Source organism: Gemmiger sp., from assembly GCF_036306485.1.
Classification (GTDB): Bacteria; Bacillota; Clostridia; order Oscillospirales; family Ruminococcaceae; genus Gemmiger.
Map to the genome: position 1 here is coordinate 1 of NZ_JAXJZK010000029.1, position 22832 is coordinate 22832.

Below are 22832 nucleotides of genomic sequence, written 5' to 3' on the forward strand. Positions count from 1 at the left end.
AAGCTGCACAAGAAGCTGGCTACCACCTTCATCTACGTTACCCATGACCAGACCGAGGCCATGACGATGGGCGACCGCATCGTCGTCATGAAGGACGGCGTCATCCAGCAGGTCGATACCCCGCAGAACCTGTACGATTATCCCTGCAACATGTTCGTCGCAGGCTTCATCGGCAGCCCCCAGATGAACTTCCTGGACGGCATCCTGCAGAAGAACGGCGATACCTTCGTCGTCGATCTGGCCGGCACCACGGTTCCCCTGCCGAAGGAGAAGACCGCGGACGGCAAGCTGAATGCTTACGTCGGCAAGACCCTGAAGGTCGGCATCCGTCCCGAGGACATCGATGACGATCCCGAGTTCCTCGAGAAGCATCCCGACAGCCACATCAACGCCGAAGTCGAAGTCTCCGAGCTGATGGGCGCCGAGATCTACCTGTACCTGACCTACAAGGGCCAGAACCTGATGGCTCGTGTCGGACCGACCTCCAAGTCCCGCCGCGGCGACAAGGTCGTGATGGCTCTCGATACCAACAAGATCCATCTGTTCGATCCTGAGTCTGAGCTGACTCTGCTCAACTGATTTTCCTCCGAACTGCTCAAGCGGCTCCGCTCTTCACGGCGGAGCCGCTTTTTTACAGGAAAATTCCGCCGGACCGAGGAGGCGAGTACCACGCAGATTACCGACCTGCTCTCAGCCGACCGCATTGCGCTGAGGGTGAACCTGGACAACAAACGAATGGCCATCCATGCCCTGACCGGCCTGATGAAACGCAGCGGCTGTCTGCGTGACCCTTCCGCTTTTGAAAAGGCGGTCCTCGAGCGGGAAGCGCAGGGGACCACGGGGGTCGGCGGTGGGATCGCCATTCCCCACGGCAAAAGTGATGCCGTGCTGGCCCCTGCCCTGGCAGCGGTCACCCTCAAGACTCCCATCGACTACCAGGCGCTGGACGGCGCACCGGTGCGGCTGATCTTCCTGATCGCGGCCCCGGCCGGTGCCGATGATTTGCACATCCAGGTGCTGGCCAAGCTCGCACAGCTCCTGATGGAACCGGATTTCTGTACTGCCCTGCTGGAGGCACAGGACCCCGGGGCCTTCCTGGATGTCATCGCCCAGCGGGAACAGACCGGCACCGCTCACGAAGCCCGGGTCGAGGCCGCCCGGCCGTCCCAGCCCTGTCCGCGGGTGCTGGCGGTCACGGCCTGCCCGACCGGCATCGCCCATACCTATATGGCGGCGGAAGCCCTGGAAGCCAAGGCCCAGGAGATGGGAATTCCCATCAAGGTCGAGACCAACGGCGCGGACGGCGCCAAGAACCTGCTGACCGCCGACGACATCGCGGGCTGTGAGTGCATCCTCGTGGCGGCCGACAAGGCCGTCGAGACCGAGCGCTTTGCCGGCAAACCGGTGCTGAAAGTCCCGGTGTCCGAGGCGCTCAAGGAACCCGAACAGCTGCTGCACCGCGCGCTGTCCGGCACGGTGCCGGTCTTCACCGGGGCGACCGACCCGCCGCCCATCCCGGTCATTCCGGAGGTGACCTCCCACCGCAGCGCCATGACGGCCCTCGGCCACAAATTCTATGCCGATCTGATGAACGGCATCGCCCACATGATCCCCTTTGTCACGGGCGGCGGCATCCTGCTCGCACTGAGCTACTTCCTGGATGGCAGCAACGCCGGCGCCGCCGCGTTCGGCACCGGGACCGTCCTGGCCAAGGTGGCCCGCACGCTGGGCAACACCGCCTTCAATATGATGTACCCCGTGCTGGCCGGCTATATCGCGGTGGCCATCGGGGAACTGCCCGCGCTGCTGCCCGGCATGATGGGCGGTATGCTGGCCTACACCGGCATGACCAGCGCCTCCAGCGAATCCTGGGTTTCGTCGGGGTTCTGGGGCGCGCTGCTCGCCGGCTTTGTGGCGGGCTTCCTGATCCGCTTCCTGCGGCGGGCCCTGACCCGCTTCCCCAGCGCCGTCGAACAGATCAAGACAACGCTGATCTATCCGGTCATCAGTCTGGCAGTCATCGGCCTGCTGATGGTGTTCTTCGTCAATCCGCCGCTCGGCAGCTTCAACGAATGGCTCTACCGCTGCCTGGACCAGATGCAGGGCGGCAGCCGCATCGTCCTGTCGGCGGTGCTGGGCGCCATGATGGCGGTGGATTTCGGCGGCCCGATCAACAAGGCGGCCTACCTCTTCGGCACCGTCACCCTGATGAGCGGCCAGCAGGGCTTCATGGCGGCGGTCATGGTGGGCGGCATGGTCCCGCCCATCGGCGTCGCCCTGGCCTGCACCCTCTTCCCCCAGAAATTCACCAGCCGGGAACGCCACACGGCGCTGAGCAACTATTTCCTCGGCGCGAGCTTCATCACCGAGGGCGCACTGCCCTTTGTGCTGCGCGACCCGCTGCGGGTCATCCCCAGCTGTATGGTCGGCTCCGGCGTGGCGGCCGCCATCTGTGCCATCTTCCGGTGCGGCATCCCCGCGCCCCACGGCGGCCTCTTCCTGCTGCCGCTGACCACCCATCCGCTGTACTTCCTGCTGGCGCTGGTGGTCGGCAGCTTCCTCACGGCCCTGCTGCTCGGTGCACTCAAGAGTGCCCCGGCGGAGGAGTGAAATAACCAAAAAATCAGGCCCGGCTTTGTGCAATACCGCCAAAGCCGGGCCTGATGTCATCCTTCTCCGATTTCACAGCCGGGATAGTAGTAGGTCAGAATCTGCTGCCACGAGGCGCCGCCCTCCGCCATGGCCCGGGCCCCGTACTGGCTCAGCCCGACGCCGTGTCCGTAGCCGCGCGTCGTGATGACAAACTCACCGCCCCGCCAGGCGATGGCAAAACAGGCGCTGCGCAGACTCAGCGCCTGGCGCACCCGGGTACCCGATACCGACTGCCCGCACAGCTCAATGCTCCGCACATAGCCGGCCTCGTCCCAGACCGCGTCGCCCACCCATTCCGAGGCATCGCCCTCCGGCGTCAGCCCCAGCGAACCCAGCGCGTCGGATACCTGATCGGCACTGTACTGGACTGTCACCTCGTAATCCTCACAGAAGCGGTCCCACGCCGAATCCACCCCCTGCAGATAGGGCAGGGCGGTCTGCCAGACGTTCTGGCTGGCCTCGGTGCGCCCGCAGCTGATCGCATGGTAGCAGGCGGCGGCAGGCTGTCCGTTGTAGAGCAGGACCGAGGCCCCCACCCGGTCGGCCAGCCCGGCCAGACGGCTGCGGTTGTCGGCATAGGCATCCCCCCAGCGGCTCTGCAGGACCTCGTCGGTCGTCCAGCCGCTGCACCGGTCGCTGTTGACGGTAAAGATGGTGCCCTGAAGGACCTGATACAGCGCATAGCTGCGGCTGGCCACCATCTGGGCGCAGATCGCGTCCTCCGGCCAGTCGGGGGGCATCTCACAGGCCGCCGCTCCGATCAGGAACTCCGGCACCGACAGCGTCCGCTCCGCCTGGATGGCCTCGTCGTAGAGGGTTACCTCGGCGGGAACCGGCGCGGCGTCGGGCAGCGCGGTCTCCGGGGAGGCCGTGACTTCCGGCACCGCATCCCCGGACGCCGGGGCAGGGAAGAGCAGACACAGAAAGGGAACCGCGCCGCTGAGCAGGACCAGCAGGGCGGCCGAGAGCAAAGTCCGTTTCAAGGGTGTACCTCCGGGCGGGACGGCTTGCATTTTGCGGCGGGGCACCGTATAATAAGACTGCCTGCCGGCCGCAGCAGCGGCCCGGCTGCAGGCAGACGGACCGCAGAGCCTGTCCTCTTCGCCCGTTACCATTGTATTCGCCGCCAAACGGCAATATGCCCGGCGGGAAAGGATCTTTCATGAAAACTTTCAGCCGTCGTTTTCTCCTGCCCGCCGCGATCTGCCTGGTGCTGGGCATCCTGCGCGCGGTCGATCTGGCGCTGTTCACCGATCCGCAGACCGGCTTTGTCACCGACAACGCCGTTGTGCTGCGCTATCTTGTGCCGCTGGCTGCCGCGGTGCTTCTCTGGCTGACCGGCAGAGGGGTCCCGGACGGCAGGACGGTCCCGGGCCGCGGCCTGTCGGCGGGGCTGGCGGTCTCCGGCCTGCTGCTGGCGGCGGCAGGGGCGGCGTCCCTGCCCTCGCTGACCGATACGCTGCTCTACCTCCTCGCGGGGCTTGGCCTGATCGGCCTGGCGGTTGTCGCCGCCCGCCCGCGGGAGGTCCCGCCCTCGGTCCTCTGGTTCCTGCCCGGCGTGGCCGGAATGCTCTGGGTGCTCATCCAGCGGTTTTCGGTGGTGCCCGCCTCGGTCGTGCGGCTGGGCTGCACCTTCCGGGTGCTCAGCGCCGCCGCGGCTCTGCTGCTGCTCCAGTCTCTCCTCAAGGGACTGCTGCTGCCCGACCGCCCCGCCGGCCGCGCCTGGTTCCGGTACGGCTGGATGGCACTGCTGTTCTGCACGCTGCATGAACTGCCCCAGGCCGTCTTTGAACTGGTCTGCGGTGCCGTCACGCTGCCCCAGCTGCTGGTCAGCGCGGGGCTGGGCGTCTTTGGCCTGTGCGGCCTGTGGGCGGCCCTGGCCGCCTCACGGTGCGGCGCAGACGCCGTTGAGAAATAAATACAGCAATCCGTAACGATCCTCCAGCAGCGCTGCGCTGCCAGGGGATTTTTTCAGCGGCAGGTCCACGGCCAGCGGCAGCAGCGCCGCCGCCGAGAACGCCCCGCTGCCGGCCACGGCGGTGCCGCCCGCCTGCCGGGCCATCCGCCGCCACAGGGGCGGCACCGCGCCGCCGCGCCCCGTGGGGCCCCGCACACAGAGCAGCGCCGCGCCGTGCAGCGGGCGGCACTCCACCACAACGGGCCCGCCGCCCGGCAGGGACCGCCGCACGGCATCCAGCAGCGCGGCCCGCAGCAGCTCCCCCCGGACCCGCACCGGCAGACACTCCTGCCCCGGCAGGGCGGCATACAGCCAGCCGGGGCGCCGCCGCACCGCGCCGCGCAGCGCCGTGCAGACTGCGTCCAGCTCGCCGGCCAGATCCGCCGCCTGGACCGGCTCGGCGTCCGCCTGCAGCAGCTCCCGCACCGTCAGCCGGCGCAGACGCTCCAGCACCGGCCCGGGGTCCAGACCCGCCAGCGCCCGGCGCGCCGCTTCCTCGGCCAGCTCGGCCCGGCTTTCCTGATTCATCGGGTCCCCCTCCCTTGCAGACACTGCCCCTAGTCTGCCCGTTCCCGGGGCCCCGCTGCCGTGGTAAATGTTGACATAACGCTGTAAGATTGGCAAAAAATACGAAATATTTTTGCTCAAAACAGAATTTTTGAAACTTTGGCGTTAAAATTATAACGAACCCTCTTGCAGTTTTCGGAAGAATAGGGTACAATAGGATCAGACCGAAATGCGGCAGTCTGCCGCAAAGGTGGAGCGGGAATCTCCCGTTCCGAGTATAAATTCTTTGGGAGGATTTTACTATGGCTGTTAAAGTTGCTATCAATGGTTTTGGCCGTATCGGCCGTCTGGCCTTCCGTCAGATGTTTGAGGCTGAGGGCTATGAAGTCGTCGCCATCAACGATCTGACCAGCCCCAAGATGCTGGCTCATCTGCTGAAGTACGACACCGCGCAGGGCTCCTTCCTGGGCAAGATCGGCGAGCACAAGCACACCGTCGAGTCCACCGAGGATTCCATCATCGTTGACGGCAAGGAGATCAAGATCTACGCCGTTAAGGATGCCAAGGATTGCCCCTGGGGCGAGATCGGCGTTGACGTCGTTCTCGAGTGCACCGGCTTCTACACCAGCAAGGAAAAGAGCATGGCTCACATTGCTGCCGGCGCCAAGAAGGTCGTTATCTCCGCTCCTGCCGGCAACGACCTGAAGACCATCGTCTACTCTGTCAACGAGAAGACCCTGACCGCTGACGACCAGATCATCAGCGCTGCTTCCTGCACCACCAACTGCCTGGCTCCGATGGCCGACACCCTGAACAAGACCTACCCCATCGTCTCCGGCATCATGACCACCGTTCATGCTTACACCGGCGACCAGATGATCCTGGACGGCCCGCAGCGCAAGGGTGACCTGCGTCGTGCCCGCGCCGGCGCTCAGAACATCGTGCCCAACAGCACCGGTGCTGCCAAGGCCATCGGTCTGGTCATCCCCGAGCTGAACGGCAAGCTGATCGGCTCTGCCCAGCGTGTCCCCGTTCCCACCGGCTCCACCACCATCCTGGTTGCCGTTGTCAAGGGCAAGGACGTCACCAAGGAGAGCATCAACGCCGCTATGAAGGCTGCCGCCTCTGAGAGCTTCGGCTACAACGAGGATCCCATCGTTTCTTCCGATGTCATCGGCATGCGCTACGGCTCCCTGTTCGATGCCACCCAGACCATGGTCACCAAGATCGACGACGACACCTATCAGGTTCAGGTCGTGTCCTGGTACGACAACGAGAACAGCTACACCAGCCAGATGGTCCGCACCATCAAGTACTTCGCTGAGCTGTAATCGATATCTTCCCAAAGCCAGCCGCCGCCCCGCAGCAGATTTCCTGCCGCGGGGCGGCATTTTTTTTTGCCCGTTCCGCTGTTGAGGGACGGAACCCAAAAAGGCCGCCCGCCTCTGCCGGAATGTGCAGAAGCGGACGGCCTGTTTCGGTTCTACGGTTCAATGACGATCTTGTCCTTGGCATATTCCAGAGCCAGACCGATCAGTTCGTTGCGGGACCGATTGGTTTTCCTGGCCAGATCGTCATAAAAATCCACAATGGATTTGTCCACACGAATGGTGAACATGACGGGTTCGGTCTTTTTTGTAATTTTCAGTTCGTCCATTGCATCATCCCCCATGGATACTATGACATAGTTTTTGAAATAAATACAGGGTTAAAATGTGTTGAAAAATAAACATAACAAGGCGCCCGGACGGTGGAATGGAGACAGGTAACCTCCTGCGGGTCCTGAACCGCACGGTTCCGCTTGTATTTCTCCGCGCGCTGTGCTATACTGTTATCGACATATATCGGAAACGGAGGTGCCCGAATGGCCAGACCCAGCCGCTGCCGGCGCGTATGCCTGGAGCCGGAATATGACCGGTTTGCCCCGGACGGACCGGGGGCCGGGGAAGCTGTCCTTCTGACGGTGGACGAATACGAGACGATCCGCCTGATCGACTACGAGGGACTGACCCACGAGCAGTGTGCCCGCCAGATGGGAATTTCGCGCACCACCGTCACCGAGATCTATGAACACGCACGATTTCAGCTGTCGGACTGCCTGGTCAACGGCAAGACGCTGCACATCACGGGCGGCAACTACCGGCTCTGCGACGGTTCCGCCCGGGCCTGCTGCGGCAGGCGGTGCGGCCGCGCCGAGCTGAACCCCGGCAATCCGCAGCACGACAAAGGAGAATCCATCATGAAAATCGCAGTGACCTATGACAACGGGATGATTTTTCAGCATTTCGGCCATACCGAACAGTTCAAGCTCTATGACGTGCAGGACGGCAAGGTGACCGGTACCCGCATTGTCGGCACCGAGGGCAGCGGCCACGGCGCCCTGGCCGGTCTGCTGGCCGGGCTGGGCGTCGATACGCTGATCTGCGGCGGCATCGGCGGCGGGGCACAGAACGCCCTCTCGGCGGCGGGCATCCGGCTGTTCGGCGGCGTTTCGGGCAGTGCCGACGCGGCGGTGGAAGCCCTGCTCTCCGGCGGGCTGAACTACAACCCCGATGTCCACTGTGACCATCACGGCGAAGGCCACACCTGCGGCCATCCTGGGGAAGGACACCCCGGCTGCGGCGGCAGCTGCCATTGATCCCATGACAAAAAGCGGCGCTTTCCCGGTCAGAACGACCGGCGGAAAGCGCCGCTTTTTCCTTTTGTCAGTCCCGGCTGTACAGGTCCCGGGTGTAGACCTTTTCCGGCACATCGGCCAGATCGGCCGAGGCGCGGTTGGCCAGAATCACGTCACAGCACGCCTTGAAGTCCGCCAGATCGCGCACCACACGGCAGCCGCGGAAGGTGTCCTCCTTGAGCGTCGGCTCGTAGATCAGCACCGGCACCCCCTCGGCCAGAATCCGCTTCATCACGTCCTGGATGCTGGACTGCCGGAAATTGTCGCTGCCCGCCTTCATGGTCAGCCGGTAGACGCCCACCGTCCCGGGATGGCGGCGCAGCACCTGCTCAGCGATGAAATCCTTGCGGGTGGCGTTGGAATCCACAATCGCCTTGATCAGATTCTGCGGCACATCGCGGTAGTTGGCCAGCAGCTGTTTGCTGTCCTTGGGCAGACAGTATCCGCCGTAGCCGAAACTCGGATTGTTGTAGCTGTCCCGGATGCGGGGGTCCAGACAGACGCCGTCAATGATGGAACGGGTGTCCAGTCCGCGCACCTGGGCGTAGGTGTCCAGCTCGTTGAAATAGGCGACCCGCAGGGCCAGATAGGTGTTCGCAAAGAGCTTGATGGCCTCGGCCTCGGTCAGGCCGGGGAAGAGGGTCGGGATGTCCTGCTTGATGGCGCCCTCCTGCAGCAGGGCCGCAAAGCGGTGCGCCCGCTCCTCCATGACCGGGTCATCCTGGGGCACGCCGACGACGATGCGGCTGGGATAGAGGTTGTCGTACAGCGCATGGCCTTCCCGCAGGAACTCGGGGCTGAACAGAATGCGGGGATTGTCAAAGCGTTCCCGCACGCGGCAGGTATACCCCACCGGAATCGTGGACTTGATCACGACGGTCGCTTCGGGCGCGTACTGCTTGGCCAGCGTCAGGACGGCCTCGACGCTCGAGGTGTCAAAATAATTTTTCTCCTCGTCGTAGTTGGTCGGCGTCGAGATGATGATGAACTCCGCACCGGTGTAGGCTGCGGCGGCATCCGTCGTGGCGCGCAGATTCAGGTCGCGGTGCGCCAGATAGTCCTCGATCTCCCGGTCCACAATGGGGGAGCGGCGCGCATTGACGGCCTCCACCTTGTCGGGCAGCACATCCACCGCCCAGACCTCGTTGTGCTGGGCCAGCAGAATGCTGTTGGAAAGCCCCACATATCCTGTGCCCGCCACTGCAATTTTCATGATCGTCCCTGCCCTTTCGCGTATTTTCCTTATTATAACACAGACCTTGTCTCTTGCCAAATCCCCGCGGAAATGCTATACTAAATCAAAATACGCCGGACAGGCAGAAGGAAAGACGCAATGAAGGACTATTCGGGACTGCTGCGCAAGACCAGCGCATACAAATAAGCCCATCCTTCCCGAAGTGTACCCTTCTGCAAATCTGAGAAATATTCCGGCAAATACCAGGGAAAGCTGTGCATTGGGCACGGTGCGCCGTGGCATATTTGCCATGGCGCTTTGTTTTTTGCAGGGGTACACCGTTTCTGAACATGTAGGAACAGAAAGATGGTGCTTTCCCGATGAATCTCAAAAAACAGGCTTTTCATATTTACAGTTACGCTTTTGCCTCCTGCCTGGCCGTGACCGATGCGGTGTGGGTCGTGCTGCTCACGGCGCGGGGCTTCACACTGGCCCAGGTCGGACTGGCCGAGGGCATCTTCCACTGCGTCAGCCTCGCCGCCGAGCTGCCCAGCGGCACGGCGGCCGATCTGCTGGGCCGGCGCCGCACGCTGGCGCTGTCCGGCCTGATGGCCTGCGCCGGCGCCCTGGTGATGGCGCTGGGCCACGACTTCGCGTCGGTCTGCCTCTCGATGGCACTGCAGGCGCTGAGCTACAACCTGATCTCCGGCACGCTGGAGGCGCTCAGCTACGACAGCCTGGTGCAGGCCGGCCGCAGCGAAACCTTCCTGCAGCTGGATGCCAACTGCAGCCAGCTGCAATCCGCGGCCCAGCTCATCAGCAACGCCTGCAGCCTGCTCTCGGCCTGGTTCAGCTACCTGGGTCTCTATCTGATCGAGGCCGTGGTCGCCCTGCTGCGCACCGCGGCGGCGTTGGGACTCGAGGAACCCGTCGTGACGGCCACCCAGGCCGCCCGGCGGGAACATCCGCTGCGCAACCTCCGCACCGATCTGCGCCGGCATCTGCGGCAGACATCGGAATTCCTGCGCGGCAGCCGGCGGGCCCGGCAGTGCATTGCAGCGGATGCCGTCATCTCGCTGCCCGCCTATCTCAGCGGCATGTACCTGCAGCAGCGCCTTGTGGAGAACGGATTCCCCACCCGCTGGCTGGGACTGCCGCTTCTGCTCGGCGTCACGGGCGGGATGTTCGGCGTCGCCGTGGGGCGCCGTCTGACCATCCGGCGGCTCCGGCCCTGGTACCTCTTCACGGCCCTGCTCTGCGCGGGCGGAACCGTGGCGGCGGGCTGCGCGCCCATCCCGCTGGCGGTGGCGGGCAGCATGCTCATCTCGGCCAGCACCCAGATGTGGTTCCTGCACGCCCAGAAGGCTTTGCACGACGCCTTCCCCAGCGACCAGCGGGCCACCCTCGTCAGCGTGGACAGCATGGCGTACAGCGTCCTGATGATCGTCGCCAGCCCCGTGACCGGCTGGGCGGGCGATCTGACCGGTCATTCCGGCGCGGGACTGCTGCTGCTTGGTGCGGTGGTGCTGTGCTCCGGCCTTGCGGTTCTGTTGCCAAAACGGATTATAAAATAAAATTATACAAATCGGAAAGAAGGGCGCGGCATGAAGGAACGACTTCCGGCAAGATGGCGGCGATGGTCGCTGCTGCAGGTTCTGGTCTGTCTGGCGGTGCTGTCGGTGGCGGCTTCGGCCGCCGCCGTCACGGGCATTCTCCGCCGCAGCACCAACCCGATGTTTTCGCTGCGCCAGACGATGGAGGTCCCCGAGCTCACGGGCCTGACGCGGGAAGAGGCTGCGGCCGATGCCGGCGCCCTGACGCTGGTCTGGGTGGAGCGCTACCATGACGCCCCGGCCGGACAGGTGGTGGCCCAGCGCCCCGCCGCAGGCACCCGCGTCAAGGAGGGCCAGCAGCTTGTGGTGGAAGTCAGCCTGGGCGAACACCTCGTCACGGTCCCGGCCCTGACCGGCCTGTCCCGGTCGGAGGCGCTGGACACACTGCGGGCGGCAGGCTTTGCGACGGCGGTGGAATTCATCCGGGACGACCCGACGCTGCCCGCCGATACGGTGATCCGCACCGACCCCGCCGGGGGAACCGCCCTGGAGGCGGGCAGTGTGGTGACTCTCACGGTGGCGCGGGCGGTGTCCGACCCGTTCCGCCCCGTGCCCAGCCTGATCGGGCTCAGCGTCGCCGAGGCCCGGCGGCAGCTGGCGGCCCTCGATCTGCTGCCCACCACCAGCCCCGCTAACCGGCAGACCGGTACGGTGACGGCCCAGGACCCGCTGCCCGGCACCCTCCTGCGGCGCAATGAACATGTCCGCCTGACCGTCACAGAGTGAGCGGCAGAGAAAAAATAAAATATTTTTGAAAAAAAGGTTGACATTTTGCCAGCGTATGCTATAATAAATAAGCGTTCGGAAGTTACGGATGACTTCCTGAGCGGAATAGATGCGCTGGTAGCTCAGCTGGATAGAGTGTCTGACTACGAATCAGAAGGCCGGGGGTTCGAGTCCCTTCCAGCGCACCAAGGTTTCACGGAAACGTGAAACCTTTTTTTATTGCCTTTTTTCGGGAAGTGTCCGCCACACCCGATCCCCGCGCGGTCGGGCAAAATAAAATCGGAGAGCCCTGCGGGGCTCTCCGATTTCGTTTGCAAGGTCAGTCCATCCGGACGCCCTCCAGCAGCATCTGTTCAAAGGCGTGGGCGGCCACACTGGGGGCGCGGCGCTTGTCCCGCACCAGCGAGATCTGCCGCAGCGAGATGGTCTCATACAGCGGCACCTCAAAGACTTCCTGACGGCTCAGGGCGTCCCGCACAAAATCCAGCGGCACAAACCCCAGGCCCAGCCCGCTCTTGACCAGCGGCAGAATCTGGTCCGCCGAGGCCGGCTCGGTGTCGGGCTGGAGCACCAGGCCATGCTTGAGGTACAGCTGGTTGTAAAAGGCGTAGGTCATCGTGTCCGGACCCAGGCAGATCAGCGGATACTGCTGCAGCTCGGCCAGATGATGCGGCTTGTCGGCCAGGTCCCGCAGATTGGGCCCCGCGATCAGCACTTCCTGGAAGGAGGCCAGCATGGTCTCCCGCATCGCCTTCTCGATCTTGGAGGGGGTCGAAATCACGATCAGGTCCACCAGGCCGCGGCTCAGCGCCGCGATGGCCTGCGGCGTCGAATGGCTCACAATGCGCATCCGGATGTCGGGGTACCGCTGCCGGAACATCTGCAGCTTGTCCAGCAAAAAGACGTTCAGCGCGGTCTCGCTGGCGCCCACTGTGATGGTGCCGTTCTGCAGCCCGGCGTTGCCGGCCAGTTCATCCTCGGCGGCCTGCAGCTGGTTCTGGGCGATCTCGACATGAAAATACAGCGTTTTGCCCTCCGGCGTCAGCGTGATGCCCTGATTGCTGCGCACCAGCAGCTTGCATCCCAGCTGCTCTTCCAGGCGGTTCATCGCCCGCGTGATGTTGGGCTGATTGGAGCAAAGAACATTCGCCGCTTTGGTGAAACTGTGATATTTGCAGACATAATAGAAAATCCGATAGTATTCGTAGTTGACGTTCATGTACTGTTGCTCCATATCAAATTGACATAGTGGATATGTAAAACATATATTTTACATTGGCCGTTACCGAAAGTATAATACGACATGTAAAAAAATTCAAGGACAGTTTACAGCAGTATGCACAAGAATACCGCAGAAAAGGGAGGAAGTCGGTTTGGCCAGCCTGTTTGCCGCGCACCATGGGCAGATGTCTGATGCGTTCCGGACCACGATATTCCTGACATTGTCGGGCGGGTTCCAGGACGCCTACACCTACATGGGGCGCGGACATGTCTTTGCCAATGCTCAGACAGGCAACATTGTCCTGTGCGCGACCCATCTGTGTGAGGGGGAACTTTCCGAAGCCCTGCGGTATCTGACCCCGCTGCTTGCCTTTGCGGCGGGGGTGTATTTTGCGGAATGGGTGCGCCGGCACTGGCGCAGCGAGAAGTTTCACTGGCGGCAGTTCATCCTGCTGCTGGAGATTCTTTTCCTGCTGGTGGTGGGCTTTGTGCCGGAAGGCGGCAACGCCCTGGCCAATGCGCTGGTCAGCTTTGTCTGTGCCATGCAGGTGCAGTCTTTCCGCAAAGTGCACGGCAATGCGTACGCCAGCACCATGTGCATCGGCAATCTGCGCAGCGGCATGCACAATCTGTATGCCGGCCTGCACGGGACGGACCGCACACCGCTGCACCGTGCCGCACAGTATTTTGGTGTGATCGGACTGTTTGCGGTGGGAGCCGCCGCGGGCAGTCTGCTCACGATGCGGTACGGCTTCCGGGTCATCTGGTGCTGCTGTGCGCTGCTGGCTGTCAGCCTGGGCCTGATGTTCATCCGGGAGGAGGAATCGGGTTCCGGCCCGATCTGAACCGGGCGACCAACGGCCAAACAAAAACGAAAGGGCGGGAATGTAGTATGATGGTACAAATCGTTGCGGCCGCCATCTTTCTCGTGATGTTCATTCTGATCATCTCGGGCAAGGTGGAACGGCACTATGTCACACTCGGCTGCGGTGCAGCCACCCTGATTCTGGTGTTCGGACTGGGAATGCACAGTCTGGCCGCCATTGATCGCACCCTGAATCTGGAAAGCATCTTTACGCTGTCTTTCTGGTACACGGGCGGTGCGGAATCTGCCGCTTCGGGCGGCATCAACTGGCAGACGATCATCTTCATCGCCGGTATGATGATCATGGTGCAGGGCATGTCCCGCGCCGGCTTCTTCAACTGGCTGTGCATGTGGATCGCCAAGCTGGTGCACTATCGGGTCATCCCGATCTTCATCACCTTCATGGTGCTGTCCTTCGCGCTGTCCATGTTCATTGACAGCATCACTGTCATCCTGTTCCTGGCCGCCATCACCATCGAGCTGGCGCGTCTGCTCAACTTCCCGCCGGTTCCGATGATCCTGGCCGAAGTGTTCTGCGCCAACCTGGGCGGCTCGGCCACCATGTGCGGTGACCCGCCGAACATCATCATCGGCACCGCGCTGGGCTACTCCTTTGCGGACTTCGTGCTCAACACCGGCCTGATCGCGGTGGTCTGCCTGGTGCTCTGCGTGGTTTACTTCTACTTCATCTTCCGCAAGGAACTGCTGGCCAACGCCAACCAGAACCCGCCGGAGAATGCACCCCGTCCCGAGGACATGATCACCGGCAAGCGCCGTTTCATCGCCAGCTGCATGATCTTCGGCCTGGCCGTGGTCCTGCTGGTCACCCATGCCCAGACCGGCCTGACGGTTGCCACCATCGGCGCCGTGGTCGCCTTGCTGACCATCATTGTGGCCAAGCGCAAGGCCTTTGAGGTCGTCCGCCGCATCGACATCCCGACGCTGCTCTTCTTTGTGGGTCTGTTCATCGTCGTCAGCGGCCTGGAGGAAACCGGCGTGCTGACCCTGCTGGCCGACTTCATCGGCAACGCCAGCGGCGGCAACCTGGCCATCATGGTGGCCATCATCCTGTGGATCTCGGCCTTTGCCAGTGCCTTCATCGACAACATCCCCTTCGCGGCCACGATGATTCCGGTCATCCAGAACCTGGCTGCCGTCGAGGGTGTGCCGCTGACCACGCTGGCCTGGACGCTGGCCATCGGTACCGACGTGGGCGGCAGTGCGACCCCCATCGGCGCATCGGCCAACGTGGTGGGCGTTTCCACCGCCACCTCCCGCGGTTACAAGATCGGCTGGGGCAAGTACTGCCTGGCCATGGTGCCCGCCACCGTCATGGTGGTGGCGGTTGCCAACCTCGTGATTTACGCAAGATATCTCTGATCATTCATGCCGCGGCAGATCGCAGTTCCGATCTGCCGCTTTTTTCGGTACAGAAAGGAGTCATCATGATGCAGGTCCGGACACAGCAGATCCGTCTGACATTGCGGGAAGATACCCTCGGCTATGAGATCGAGGCCCGCGGAACCCGCTGGCAGACCGCGGAGAACTGGCGCCCCGTGCTGGTCTGCCATGGGGAAGAAATCCCCTTCTCGGCCGCACAGACAATCCGCCACACCTGTTTTTCCAACGGTGTGGGGTGCGGCATCGAATCCCGCTTTTCGGGCTTCCCGGCGGGCGGCCGGATTGTGCCCTATGCCTTTGCGCTGCGGGCCTGGATTGAACAGAGTACCTCCTGCGTCCGGCTGGAATGGGCCCCGCTGTGTGAGGACGGCCTGACGGTGGACCGGGTCTGCTGGCCCGGCCCGCTCGAAGCCGCCGACCCCGCGCCCGGCTATGCGCTGCTCAACGCCTGCCAGGGGCTTCTGATCCCCGACGACTGGCCGGTGGAACTCGGCCGGCTGCCCTTCGGCGGACGGTTCGGCACGGCGGACGGGTATATGCCCTGGTTCGGCCAGGTCAGCGGACGACACGGCTACCTCGCCGTCTGCGAGACGCCCGCCAATGCCGGCTATCAGGCCGAGCATCCCGCCGGCGGCCCGCGGACCCGCATCGGCGTCTGGCTGGAACCCAGCCTCGGCCGGATGGCCGAGCGCCGCATCCTGCGGTATTCCTTCTTCGAGGACTGCGACTACAATACCCTGTGCAAGGCGTACCGGACCGATGCCCGGGAACAGGGCCGTCTGATCCCGCTGCGCTGCAAGGCGGCGCTGCTGCCGTCGGTCGAGCGGCTGATCGGCTGCGCCTTTGTCCATTTCGGCATCAAATCCCATGTGGAGCCCTCCTCGGATTTCTACGACGCCGAACACCCCGAAAAAAACGACAGCCTGGTCTCCTTTGCGCAGCGGGCCGAGCAGATCGGGCGGCTCCATGCCCTCGGCGTTCCCAAGCTCTACCTGCACCTGGACGGCTGGGCCCAGCCCGGCTACGACAATGCCCACCCCGACTACCTGCCCGCCTGCCGCGAGGCCGGCGGCTGGGCGGGAATGCGGGCGCTGGCCGAGACGGTGCAGGGCTACGGCTACCTCTTCGGTATCCATGACCAGTACCGGGACTACTACCGCTCCGCCCCGAGCTTTGACGAGGAATACGCCTGCCACCTGCCGCAGGGCGGCATCCCGCAGCATGCCCGGTGGGCCGGCGGCCCCCAGAGTTACCTCTGTGCGACCCAGGCACCCTACTATCTGCGCCGCAATTTCTCGCAGATCCGTGAAAACGGTGTCCGGCTGGACGGCGCGTATCTGGATGTCTTTACCTGCAACGAGGGCGACGAGTGCGACCATCCGCTGCACCGGATGACCCGCAGGGAGTGCTACGACTACCGCAACCGCTGCTTCTCCTACCTGATCGCGCAGGGCATCCTGCCCAGCTCGGAGGAGGTCAACGACTGGGCCATGGCCAACCTGGTGTTCTGCCACTATGCCCCTTACGATTTCATGCTGCGCCGTCCCGGCGCGCCGCGCTACGGCCTGCCGGTGCCGCTGTTCAACCTCGTCTATCATGAATGCGTCATCATCCCCTGGATGATGGAGGAAACCCCCGGCGAGGATTACATGCTCTACGCGCTGCTCAACGGCGGCGCGCCCTACCTGGTGCGGGAGGGCGCCTATCCCGACCAGGACGGCGCCTTCGGCACGGGCAGCGAGGCCCGGCTCGAGCACGCCGTCCGCCGCTGCCGCATCGTCACGGCCTTGCAGGAGCGGGTCGCCCACTGCGAGCTGGTCCGCCATGACCTGCTGCGCCCCGACGGAAGCCGCCAGCGGTCGGTCTTTTCGGACGGCACCTCGGTGGAGGTGGACTTCACCGACGGCAGCTGGCAGATTACCCCGCCGCTGTCCTGATCCCCCAGCATCCCGGACCGCCGGTCAGGCGGTCCGCTTTTTTTTTCGGAAATTGCTTCCAACCCCTTGCAATATACCCGGCGGGGGTATATAATAGGGTCAAAAGATACCCCCAGGGGGTATAAAGGAGGGGACGAGATGGCACAGACGGAACAAGAAAAGACCTGCTGCTGCCGCAGAAAGAAGCACCGCTCGGAGGAGGAAGTCCGCAAACTGATCCACCGGCTCAACCGCATTGAGGGGCAGATCCGCGGCATCCGCGGCATGATCGAGGACGAGGCGTACTGTGTGGACATCCTGGTCCAGAGCGCCGCCGCGACGGCGGCCATCAATGCCTTCAACCGGGAACTGCTGGCCGAGCATATCCGCACCTGTGTGGCGCAGGATCTGCGCGAGGGCCGGGACGAGACGATTGAAGAGCTGGTCAGCACCTTGCAGAAGCTGATGCGCTGACAGGGAGGAAAACGATGCAGCAATACGATGTGACGGGCATGAGCTGTGCGGCCTGCAGTGCCCGGGTCGAAAAGGCCGTTTCCAAGGTGCCGGGGGTCAGCGCCTGCTCGGTGAGCCTGCTGACCAACTCGATGGGGGTGGAGGGCACCGCCTCCCCCGAGCAGATTGTGGCGGCGGTCCGCGAGGCCGGCTACGGCGCCTCGGTCAAGGGGGCAAAGCCGGCCGCCGACGCGCAGGACAGTCTGCAGGACCGCGAAACCCCCGTGCTGGTGCGGCGGCTGGCGGCCTCGGCGGGATTTCTGATCCTGCTGATGTATGTCTCGATGGGCCACACGATGGCCGGCTGGCCGCTGCCCGCCTTCTTTGACGGCAACCCCGTGGCGGTGGCGCTGCTGGAACTGCTGCTCACCGCGGCGGTCATGGCCATCAACCAGAAATTCTTCATCAGCGGCTTCAAAAGCCTCTGGCACCGCGCGCCCAACATGGACACCCTCGTGGCCATGGGCTCGACGGCGGCCTTCGGGTACAGCACCGTCGCACTGTTTGCAATGACGGCCGACCAGGCGGCAGGGGATTTCGCCGCCGCCGCGCACCGGCTGCACTCGCTGTATTTTGAATCCGCCGCGATGATCCTGACCCTCATCACGGTGGGCAAGATGCTGGAGGCCCGCAGCAAGGGCCGCACCACCGACGCGCTGCGCAGCCTGATGCATCTGGCGCCCCGCACCGCCGTGCTGCTCCGCGACGGCAAGGAGACCGAGGTTCCGGTGGAGCAGGTCCGGGCCGGGGACGAGTTCGTCGTGCGGCCCGGCCAGAGCATCCCGGTGGACGGCGTCGTGCTGGAAGGCAGCAGCGCCGTCAATGAATCCGCCCTCACCGGCGAGAGCATCCCGGTGGACAAGCAGGCCGGCGACCCCGTCAGTGCCGCCACAACCAACCAGTCCGGCTTTCTGCGGTGCCGGGCCACCCGGGTCGGCGAGGACACCACCCTTTCCCAGATCATCCGGATGGTCAGCGACGCCGCCGCCACCAAGGCCCCCATCGCCAAGGTGGCCGACAAGGTCTCGGGCATTTTTGTGCCCGCCGTGCTGGTGCTGGCCGCCGTCACGCTGGCGGTCTGGCTGCTGCTCGGCCGCGACCCCGGCTTTGCGATCGCCCGGGCCATCAGCGTGCTGGTCATCAGCTGCCCCTGCGCCCTCGGCCTGGCCACGCCGGTCGCCATCATGGTGGGCAGCGGCGTGGGTGCGCGCAACGGCATCCTGTTCAAGACGGCGGTCTCGCTGGAGCAGACCGGCAAGGTGCAGATCGTCGCACTCGACAAGACCGGCACCCTGACCGCCGGCGAACCGCGGGTGACCGATGTGCTGCCCGCTCCCGGCTATGACAGCGAAACTCTGCTCCGGCTGGCCTGCGCCCTTGAACAGCGCAGCGAACACCCGCTGGCCCGGGCCGTGCTGCAGTACGGCAGGGAACAGGGCCTGCCCGACCAGCAAGTGACCGATTTTGCCGCCCTGCCCGGCAACGGCCTGCGGGCCGTGTGGCAGGGCAGGCAGCTCTGCGGCGGCAGCCAGGCCTTCATCGGCGGCAGGACCGCCATCCCGGCCGCAATCGCCGCACAGGCCGATGCTCTGGCCGCCGAGGGCAAGACCCCGCTGTTCTTCCTGGAGGAGGACCGCCTGGCCGGCGTTATCGCGGTGGCGGATGTCCTCAAGCCGGACAGCCCCGCCGCCGTGCAACAGCTGCGCGCGATGGGCCTGACGGTCGTCATGCTGACCGGCGACAACGCGCGCACCGCCCGGGCCGTCGGCCGTCAGGCCGGCGTGGATGAGGTCATTGCCGGGGTGCTGCCGGACGGCAAGGAGAGCGCCATCCGCCGCCTGCAGCAGCGGGGCCGCGTGGCCATGGTGGGCGACGGCATCAACGACGCCCCCGCCCTGACCCGCGCCGACGTGGGCATTGCGATCGGCGCCGGCACCGATGTGGCGATCGACGCCGCCGATGTCGTGCTGGTCCGCAGCCGGCTGTCCGATGTGCCGGCCGCGATCCGGCTCAGCCGCGCGACGCTGCGCAACATCCACGAAAACCTCTTCTGGGCCTTTTTCTACAACGCCATCGGCATTCCGCTGGCCGCGGGTGTGCTGATTCCGCTGGGGCTGACCCTCAACCCGATGTTCGGCGCGGCGGCGATGAGCCTGTCCAGTTTCTGCGTGGTGTCCAACGCGCTGCGGCTCAACTGGTTCCGGCTCTACGATGCCCGCCATGACCATCGCCACGGCAAGCCCCTTCCCCCCGTAAACGAACCGATTACCGAAGCAAAGGAGACAACAACCATGCAGATGACTCTGAAAATCGAGGGCATGATGTGTGCCCACTGTGAAGCCCGTGTCAAGAAGGCGCTGGAATCCCTGGACGCCGTGAGCGAAGCCCGGGTCAGCGCCCAGGACGGTACCGCCGTCGTGACGCTCAGCGGTGAAATCGACCGCGAAGCGCTCAAAAAGGCCGTCGAGGACCAGGATTACAAGGTCCTGTCCATCTCCTGAAAAGCCGGAACCCCCCTTGACAAGCCCCGCCGCAAGCGCTAAACTAAACATACCAAATGCAGTGCGGGGGAGTTCCGCGGGCAGGTGCCGTTTCAGAGAGCCGGGGCAGGTGAGAGCCGGCAGCGGTACGTCCGCGCCTGTCGCCCCCAAGCAGGTTCCGTGAACGGCGCAGCTCAGTAGCGGGGCCCGTCCCGCCCGCGTTATCCGGCGTTCAAGAGGCCTTTGCAAAAAGGCAATTTGGGTGGTACCGCGACTTGTGACTCTACAGGCCGTCCCATGTTGGAAGCATGGGGCGGCCTTTTTGTATGGCTCGCCCCGCGCAGGGCAGCATACACCGCAAAGGAGAGACAATCATGCCGAAAGAACTTGCCAAACAGTATGACCCCAAAGGCACCGAGGACCGCATTTATCAGGAATGGTGCGACAAGGGGTATTTCCACACGCAGATCGACCGGTCCAAAAAGCCGTTCACCATCGTCATGCCGCCGCCCAACGTCACGGGCCAGCTGCACATGGGCCACGCGATGGACGAAACCTGGCAGGACATCCTGACCCGCTACAAGCGGATGCAGGGCTACGCCGCGCTGTGGGTGCCCGGCACCGACCATGCCTCCATCGCGACCGAGGCGAAGGTTGTGGCCGCGATGCGTGAGGAGGGCCTGACCAAGGAGATGCTGGGCCGCGAGGGCTTCCTCAAGCGCGCCTGGGCCTGGAAAAACACCTACGGTTCCCGCATTGTCAGCCAGCTGAAAAAGCTCGGCTGCTCCTGCGACTGGCAGCGTGAGCGGTTCACGATGGATGAGGGCTGCTCCAACGCCGTGCGGGAAGTCTTTGTCCGGCTGTATGACAAGGGGCTGATCTACCGCGGCAACCGGATGGTCAACTGGTGCCCCCACTGCAACACCTCCATCTCGGACGCCGAGGTGGAATATGAGGAGAAGGACGGCAACTTCTGGCATCTGCTCTACCCGGTCAAGGAGACCGGCGAGATGCTGGAACTGGCCACGACCCGTCCCGAGACGATGCTCGGCGATACCGCCGTCGCCATCAATACCGACGACCCGCGCTACACCCATCTGCACGGCTGCCATGTCATCCTGCCGCTGCTGAACAAGGAAATCCCCATTGTCTGCGACGAGCACGCCGACATGGAGAAGGGCACCGGCGTCGTCAAGATCACGCCGGCCCATGACCCCAACGACTTTGAGGTCGGCAAGCGCCACAACCTGCCGGTGATCCGGGTCCTGACCTATGACGGTCATATGACCGGCGCCGCCGACAAGGCCGCCGCCGAGGCGCTCAAGGCTTCCGGCCATGCGTCGGCCGACGAGCCCGAGGTGCTGGACTGCGGCAAGTACGCCGGAATGACCACCGCCGAGGCCCGTAAGGCCATCCTGGAGGACCTGGAAGCCGGCGGCTACCTCAAGTCCACCGAGCCCCTCAAGCATGAGGTCGGCACCTGCTACCGCTGCCACACCGTCATCGAGCCGATGGTCTCCAAGCAGTGGTTTGTCCGGATGGAACCCCTGGCCGGCCCGGCCATCGAGAGCGTCGAGAAGGGCGAGATCAAGTTCGTCCCCGAGCGCTTCACCAAGAACTATCTGAACTGGATGAAGGGCAGCCGCGACTGGTGCATCAGCCGTCAGCTCTGGTGGGGCCACCGCATTCCGGCCTGGTACTGTGCCGACTGCGGCGCCACCATCGTCTCCAAGGAGGAGCCCCATACCTGCCCCAAGTGCGGCAGCACCGCCCTGCAGCAGGACCCCGACACGCTGGACACCTGGTTCTCCAGCGCGCTGTGGCCCTTCAGCACGCTGGGCTGGCCCGATGAGACCAGCGAGGATTACCGCTACTTCTATCCCACCAACACGCTGGTCACCGGCTATGACATCATCGGCTTCTGGGTTTCCCGCATGATCTTCTCGGGACTCGCCTACACCGGCCGCGCTCCCTTCGACACCGTGCTGATTCACGGCATTGTCCGCGACAGCCAGGGCCGCAAGATGAGCAAATCCCTGGGCAACGGCATTGACCCGCTCAAGGTCATCGACGAGTACGGCGCCGACGCGCTGCGCATGATGCTGATGGTCGGCTCCACCGCCGGCAACGATATGCGGTACAGCGATGAAAAGGTCCGTGCCAGCCGCAACTTTGCCAACAAGCTGTGGAACGCCGCCCGCTTTGTGCAGATGAACCTGCCCGAGGACTTTGTCCCCGGCATGCCCGACGAGTCGCTGCTGGATATGAGCGACAAGTGGGTGCTGTCCGAGCTGGCCCGCACCGCCGCCGAAGTCACCGCCAACCTCGACAAGTACGAGCTGGGTCTGGCGGCCGAGAAGGTCGAAAACTTCATCTGGGACATCTACTGTGACTGGTATATCGAGATCTGCAAGTCCCGCCTGAACGGCACCGATGCCCTCCAGGCCGACACGGCCCGCAAGGTGCTGGTCTGGGTGCTGGACAAGGCGCTCAAGCTGCTGCATCCCTTCATGCCCTTCATCACCGAGGAGATCTATCAGTCCCTGCCTGGCAGCGCCGAGACCATCATGAACGAAGCCTGGCCCGATGCCGCCGCCATGCAGAGCTGGCCGCAGGAATGTGCCGACTTTGAGACGCTGATGGATTATATCAAGGCCGTCCGCGCCACCCGCAGCGACATGAACGTCCATCCGGCCAAAAAGACCAGCATGATCATCGAGACGGCCAACCCGGCGGCCTTCCGCAAAGGCGAAGCCTACCTGGCGCGCTTTGCCTTCGCGACCGATGTGACGCTTGTCGATGCCTACACCGGCGACACGGCCGGCATGGTCACCGTCGTGACGCCGGCGGCCCGCGGCTTCATCCCGATGATGGAGCTGATCGACCGCGAGAAGGAGCTGGCCCGCCTCAACCGCGAGCTGGCCAAGGCCGAGAAGGAGGCCGCGATGTTCCGCAACCAGCTGTCCAACCCCAAGTTTGTGGAGCGCGCTCCCGAAAAACTGGTGGCCGAGACCCGCACCAAGATGGCCGCCGCGGAGGACAAACTGGCCAACATCCGCCAGTCCATCGCCGCCCTCGGCTGATCGGACCGGTATTCCGACAACAAAAAGAACGCCCTCCCGGCCGGGAG

The 22832-nt window shown here is 64.1% G+C and carries 18 protein-coding genes and 1 tRNA gene; 14 read left to right on the plus strand and 5 right to left on the minus strand.

What is annotated here, in order from left to right:
- Positions 1-579: ABC transporter ATP-binding protein (locus U0L91_RS05750; protein WP_330045243.1), on the plus strand; the 579-nt coding region annotated here is incomplete at its 5' end.
- A gap of 105 nt (positions 580-684) precedes the next feature.
- Positions 685-2610: a PTS fructose transporter subunit IIABC gene (locus U0L91_RS05755; protein WP_330045366.1), complete on the plus strand. Its 1926-nt coding sequence runs from the start codon at positions 685-687 to the stop codon at positions 2608-2610.
- Positions 2611-2666: 56 nt separating this feature from the next.
- Here the strand turns inward: U0L91_RS05755 and U0L91_RS05760 are convergent, their stop codons facing one another.
- Positions 2667-3635, minus strand: coding sequence for a SpoIID/LytB domain-containing protein (locus U0L91_RS05760; protein ID WP_330045244.1), 969 nt, complete (start codon positions 3633-3635; stop codon positions 2667-2669).
- 179 nt (positions 3636-3814) lie between these two features.
- Between U0L91_RS05760 and U0L91_RS05765 the strand changes: the two genes are divergently transcribed.
- Positions 3815-4570: a hypothetical protein gene (locus U0L91_RS05765; RefSeq protein ID WP_330045245.1), complete on the plus strand. Its 756-nt coding sequence runs from the start codon at positions 3815-3817 to the stop codon at positions 4568-4570.
- On the opposite strand, the gene U0L91_RS05770 is transcribed toward U0L91_RS05765, so the two are convergent.
- Entirely contained in the window at positions 4538-5137 is a 600-nt protein-coding gene (locus tag U0L91_RS05770) for a hypothetical protein (RefSeq protein WP_330045246.1), read from the minus strand. The two genes, U0L91_RS05765 and U0L91_RS05770, sit on opposite strands and share 33 nt — an antisense overlap.
- Before the next feature lie 281 nt (positions 5138-5418).
- Between U0L91_RS05770 and gap the strand changes: the two genes are divergently transcribed.
- Positions 5419-6447 carry a type I glyceraldehyde-3-phosphate dehydrogenase gene (gene gap, locus U0L91_RS05775; protein WP_330045247.1) on the plus strand — a complete coding sequence of 343 codons (1029 nt, stop codon included), beginning with the start codon at positions 5419-5421 and terminating at the stop codon, positions 6445-6447.
- A 152-nt stretch (positions 6448-6599) separates the two neighbouring features.
- On the opposite strand, the gene U0L91_RS05780 is transcribed toward gap, so the two are convergent.
- Positions 6600-6773, minus strand: a complete 174-nt coding sequence (locus tag U0L91_RS05780) for a ribbon-helix-helix domain-containing protein (protein ID WP_330045248.1) — start codon at positions 6771-6773, stop codon at positions 6600-6602.
- A 207-nt stretch (positions 6774-6980) separates the two neighbouring features.
- Here U0L91_RS05780 and U0L91_RS05785 point away from each other — a divergent pair, with 207 nt between their 5' ends.
- Positions 6981-7754, plus strand: a complete 774-nt coding sequence (locus U0L91_RS05785; RefSeq protein ID WP_330045249.1) for a DUF134 domain-containing protein — start codon at positions 6981-6983, stop codon at positions 7752-7754.
- A gap of 67 nt (positions 7755-7821) precedes the next feature.
- On the opposite strand, the gene U0L91_RS05790 is transcribed toward U0L91_RS05785, so the two are convergent.
- Positions 7822-9006, minus strand: coding sequence for a nucleotide sugar dehydrogenase (locus U0L91_RS05790; protein WP_330045250.1), 1185 nt, complete (start codon positions 9004-9006; stop codon positions 7822-7824).
- Between the two features lie 341 nt (positions 9007-9347).
- On the opposite strand from U0L91_RS05790, the gene U0L91_RS05795 reads away from it, so the two are divergent.
- From U0L91_RS05795 to U0L91_RS05805, 3 genes are all read left to right on the plus strand, one after another.
- Entirely contained in the window at positions 9348-10541 is a 1194-nt protein-coding gene (locus U0L91_RS05795) for an MFS transporter (RefSeq protein WP_330045251.1), read from the plus strand.
- A gap of 30 nt (positions 10542-10571) precedes the next feature.
- A complete protein-coding gene (locus tag U0L91_RS05800) occupies positions 10572-11306 on the plus strand; it encodes a PASTA domain-containing protein (protein ID WP_330045252.1) in 735 nt (244 codons plus the stop codon).
- A 111-nt stretch (positions 11307-11417) separates the two neighbouring features.
- Positions 11418-11494: transfer RNA gene (locus U0L91_RS05805), tRNA-Arg, on the plus strand.
- Positions 11495-11625: 131 nt separating this feature from the next.
- Here the strand turns inward: U0L91_RS05805 and U0L91_RS05810 are convergent.
- A complete protein-coding gene (locus U0L91_RS05810; protein WP_330045253.1) occupies positions 11626-12525 on the minus strand; it encodes a LysR family transcriptional regulator in 900 nt (299 codons plus the stop codon).
- 154 nt (positions 12526-12679) lie between these two features.
- Between U0L91_RS05810 and U0L91_RS05815 the strand changes: the two genes are divergently transcribed.
- From U0L91_RS05815 to U0L91_RS05840, 6 genes are all read left to right on the plus strand, one after another.
- Positions 12680-13372, plus strand: a complete 693-nt coding sequence (locus U0L91_RS05815; protein WP_336647881.1) for a YoaK family protein — start codon at positions 12680-12682, stop codon at positions 13370-13372.
- A gap of 47 nt (positions 13373-13419) precedes the next feature.
- Positions 13420-14772 carry an ArsB/NhaD family transporter gene (locus U0L91_RS05820; RefSeq protein WP_330045254.1) on the plus strand — a complete coding sequence of 451 codons (1353 nt, stop codon included), beginning with the start codon at positions 13420-13422 and terminating at the stop codon, positions 14770-14772.
- 68 nt (positions 14773-14840) lie between these two features.
- Positions 14841-16730: an endo-alpha-N-acetylgalactosaminidase family protein gene (locus U0L91_RS05825; RefSeq protein ID WP_330045255.1), complete on the plus strand. Its 1890-nt coding sequence runs from the start codon at positions 14841-14843 to the stop codon at positions 16728-16730.
- 138 nt (positions 16731-16868) lie between these two features.
- On the plus strand, positions 16869-17183 hold the full coding sequence (locus tag U0L91_RS05830) for a metal-sensing transcriptional repressor (protein ID WP_330045256.1): 315 nt from the start codon (positions 16869-16871) through the stop codon (positions 17181-17183).
- 14 nt (positions 17184-17197) lie between these two features.
- Positions 17198-19723 carry a heavy metal translocating P-type ATPase gene (locus U0L91_RS05835; RefSeq protein WP_330045257.1) on the plus strand — a complete coding sequence of 842 codons (2526 nt, stop codon included), beginning with the start codon at positions 17198-17200 and terminating at the stop codon, positions 19721-19723.
- A 353-nt stretch (positions 19724-20076) separates the two neighbouring features.
- The gene (locus U0L91_RS05840; protein WP_330045258.1) at positions 20077-22785 is read left to right on the plus strand and encodes a valine--tRNA ligase; all 2709 of its coding nucleotides are present in this window, start codon (positions 20077-20079) and stop codon (positions 22783-22785) included.
- Positions 22786-22832: the final 47 nt, after the last annotated feature.

Excerpts from the sequence above, each read along its gene's own strand:
- U0L91_RS05765 (WP_330045245.1), top strand. The coding sequence starts at position 3,815 with ATGAAAACTTTCAGCCGTCGTTTTCTCCTGCCCGCCGCGATCTGCCTG.
- U0L91_RS05770 (WP_330045246.1), bottom strand. The coding sequence starts at position 5,137 with ATGAATCAGGAAAGCCGGGCCGAGCTGGCCGAGGAAGCGGCGCGCCGG.
- gap (WP_330045247.1), top strand. The coding sequence starts at position 5,419 with ATGGCTGTTAAAGTTGCTATCAATGGTTTTGGCCGTATCGGCCGTCTG.
- U0L91_RS05780 (WP_330045248.1), bottom strand. The coding sequence starts at position 6,773 with ATGGACGAACTGAAAATTACAAAAAAGACCGAACCCGTCATGTTCACC.
- U0L91_RS05785 (WP_330045249.1), top strand. The coding sequence starts at position 6,981 with ATGGCCAGACCCAGCCGCTGCCGGCGCGTATGCCTGGAGCCGGAATAT.
- U0L91_RS05790 (WP_330045250.1), bottom strand. The coding sequence starts at position 9,006 with ATGAAAATTGCAGTGGCGGGCACAGGATATGTGGGGCTTTCCAACAGC.
- U0L91_RS05795 (WP_330045251.1), top strand. The coding sequence starts at position 9,348 with ATGAATCTCAAAAAACAGGCTTTTCATATTTACAGTTACGCTTTTGCC.
- U0L91_RS05800 (WP_330045252.1), top strand. The coding sequence starts at position 10,572 with ATGAAGGAACGACTTCCGGCAAGATGGCGGCGATGGTCGCTGCTGCAG.
- U0L91_RS05810 (WP_330045253.1), bottom strand. The coding sequence starts at position 12,525 with ATGAACGTCAACTACGAATACTATCGGATTTTCTATTATGTCTGCAAA.
- U0L91_RS05820 (WP_330045254.1), top strand. The coding sequence starts at position 13,420 with ATGATGGTACAAATCGTTGCGGCCGCCATCTTTCTCGTGATGTTCATT.
- U0L91_RS05825 (WP_330045255.1), top strand. The coding sequence starts at position 14,841 with ATGCAGGTCCGGACACAGCAGATCCGTCTGACATTGCGGGAAGATACC.
- U0L91_RS05830 (WP_330045256.1), top strand. The coding sequence starts at position 16,869 with ATGGCACAGACGGAACAAGAAAAGACCTGCTGCTGCCGCAGAAAGAAG.
- U0L91_RS05835 (WP_330045257.1), top strand. The coding sequence starts at position 17,198 with ATGCAGCAATACGATGTGACGGGCATGAGCTGTGCGGCCTGCAGTGCC.
- U0L91_RS05840 (WP_330045258.1), top strand. The coding sequence starts at position 20,077 with ATGCCGAAAGAACTTGCCAAACAGTATGACCCCAAAGGCACCGAGGAC.